2 protein-coding genes are annotated in these 1,971 nt (G+C 59.8%); both read right to left on the bottom strand.

Features of this window, described 5'->3' with window-relative positions:
* Positions 1–1,837, bottom strand: a 1,837-nt coding sequence (locus tag AB1772_13400) for a hypothetical protein (protein MEW5797335.1), incomplete at its 3' end; no start/stop codon positions are given.
* Positions 1,782–1,971, bottom strand: a 190-nt coding sequence (locus AB1772_13395) for a hypothetical protein (protein ID MEW5797334.1), incomplete at its 5' end; no start/stop codon positions are given. The genes AB1772_13395 and AB1772_13400, both read right to left, overlap by 56 nt.

Below are 1,971 nucleotides of genomic sequence, written 5' to 3'. Positions count from 1 at the left end.
AGGTGATGGGATCGGTGCCCTCCTCCTGCGACCAGAAGAAGACGTAACCTCCGTTGCCTTTGCCGTCGCCATCGGCATGAATGTCTACGGTAGAGTCGGAAGTTCTCTCGTAAGTATCACAGAGCACGGAAGCGTAGCCGCCGTCGGAGCCCTGATAACCGTTGGCCCTGACAGTTACGGGTCCGCCGGCAAATTTGAGGTGACCGGCAGCGACGCTGAGACTGGCCCAGCCCTCAAAGTCGTCTTTCCATTTGCCGTTTGACTCCACGATTACCGGACCACTGCCGTTGAATGTGACGTCCTTTGCGCCGATTCCAGCGCCGCGGCGCCCGTTGTTCAGAGTGTTGGCCTCCAGCTTCAGCGTTCCGCTGCCATCCAGGGTCAACGAGCGATTGATTGAGTCAGGATCGAACGTTGTAACGAGGGTGTGAGGATTGGGTGGGTTCCAGATTGTCGAGAAGATGTATACGCCCTTGGCCGAGATGCCAGCCCCGCGATAGTCTCCTTGACCGCCGTTGGACTTCACGGTCAGTCCGTTGCTGCCGTAGTCGACAGTGGCAGCATACAGCTCAGCAAAGTGGCCAGATTCGCTAAGAAAACCACCCGCGTCCGACGCGGTTATGGTCGTCTGCCCAGTGACAACGATGGAATCACCGTTAACGAAGATCTTACCGCCAGATTGTCCGCTGGCACCGTCTGCTGAGAGGGTGCCGCCGGTGAATGTCACCGGGCCGTCGGTTGCGTCGATGGCGATGATTCCGGCTTTGCCCGTAGCAGCCTGAACGTTGAGCGCGGACGGGTCTTCGAGCTTGATGCCGCCGGCGGCATAGTTCTTGACGAAGATAAAGGTGACGCCGCCATAACCGGCGCCGGTTGTGGAGGCATTGATGTTGCCGTTCACGCCGTTGGCCTGAGCGCTGCCGCCGATGACGAACTCGGTGGAGGAGCCGGCGTCTTTATACGCGCGTATTTCGACGGCGCCGTTGGGATTGCCGGAGGTGCTGGTGTCGATGTTGCCGTCGACACGGATCTTGTCGCCGGCGATGAGGCGCACGCTGTCCTTGGGCGTCTGTATGTTGGCGCGAATTTCGATGCTGCCTTTGGCGACGACGTTGACGTAATCCAGGCCGTGCACGGTGCCGCCGCCGCCACCCGTGGGAATAAACGCCGAGCAGTCGCTGCAGGCGTAAGGGTAGTCGTCGCCGGGCTTGGTGGCGTTGGCATTGGTGATGATGGTAACGCGGCCGGGGCCGGTGCCACCTGTGGTGTCGATGTCTTTGAGGTAGATGTCGTTGCCGTTCGACCAGATGACGACATCCTCACCGGATGACGAGATGTCGTTCAGAGTCATGCTGCCAGTGCCTTCGTTCCAGTAGACGGGGTCACCATGGCAGATGTGCTCGGCGATGTTGAGGTCGCCCGACTTAACGCCGACGCTCACGGCAGCAGCTTTGACGCTGACCGCGCCGTCGATGCTGTTAGCTGAGACATCGAGAGCCTTCTCGCAATGGAAGGCAACGCTGGGCGCATGGAAGTCGCCGCCGCGGACGACAAGGTCGTTGTCCGAGCGCAGGGCAATCTTCGTCGGGGAGAAGAGCGAGCCCGAGTTTGAGATCACCCTCTCGGCGTGGATCTCGAGATCGGAGTCTGGCGACGTGACGACACCATTGTTTGTGAAGTCGGCAGACGTAAGCACTGCGCCTTGCGCGAGCTCCAGGCGACCGTTGTTAAGGACGCTGGCGAAGCTTTCTGACTGGGAGAGAGTGACGGTCTCGCCGGCGTCAACTACCAGCGACTGCGCGCTCTGTTTCGCTAAAGTCGCCGCTTCGCGCTTCACCCGAGACCTTTGCGACGATGCCTTCAAAGTCGAAGTCCGGATTGAGAAGCGCAACAGCCTTGACCTCTTCCGCGTTCAGGATCAGGTTGTAGCAATCCACTTCCCGCAAATTCGCGATCAATCTTGTATCGCTG

The organism is Candidatus Zixiibacteriota bacterium (genome assembly GCA_040752815.1).
Classification (GTDB): domain Bacteria; phylum Zixibacteria; class MSB-5A5; order GN15; family FEB-12; genus JAGGTI01.
This window is presented reverse-complemented; position numbering and strand designations above follow the sequence as displayed.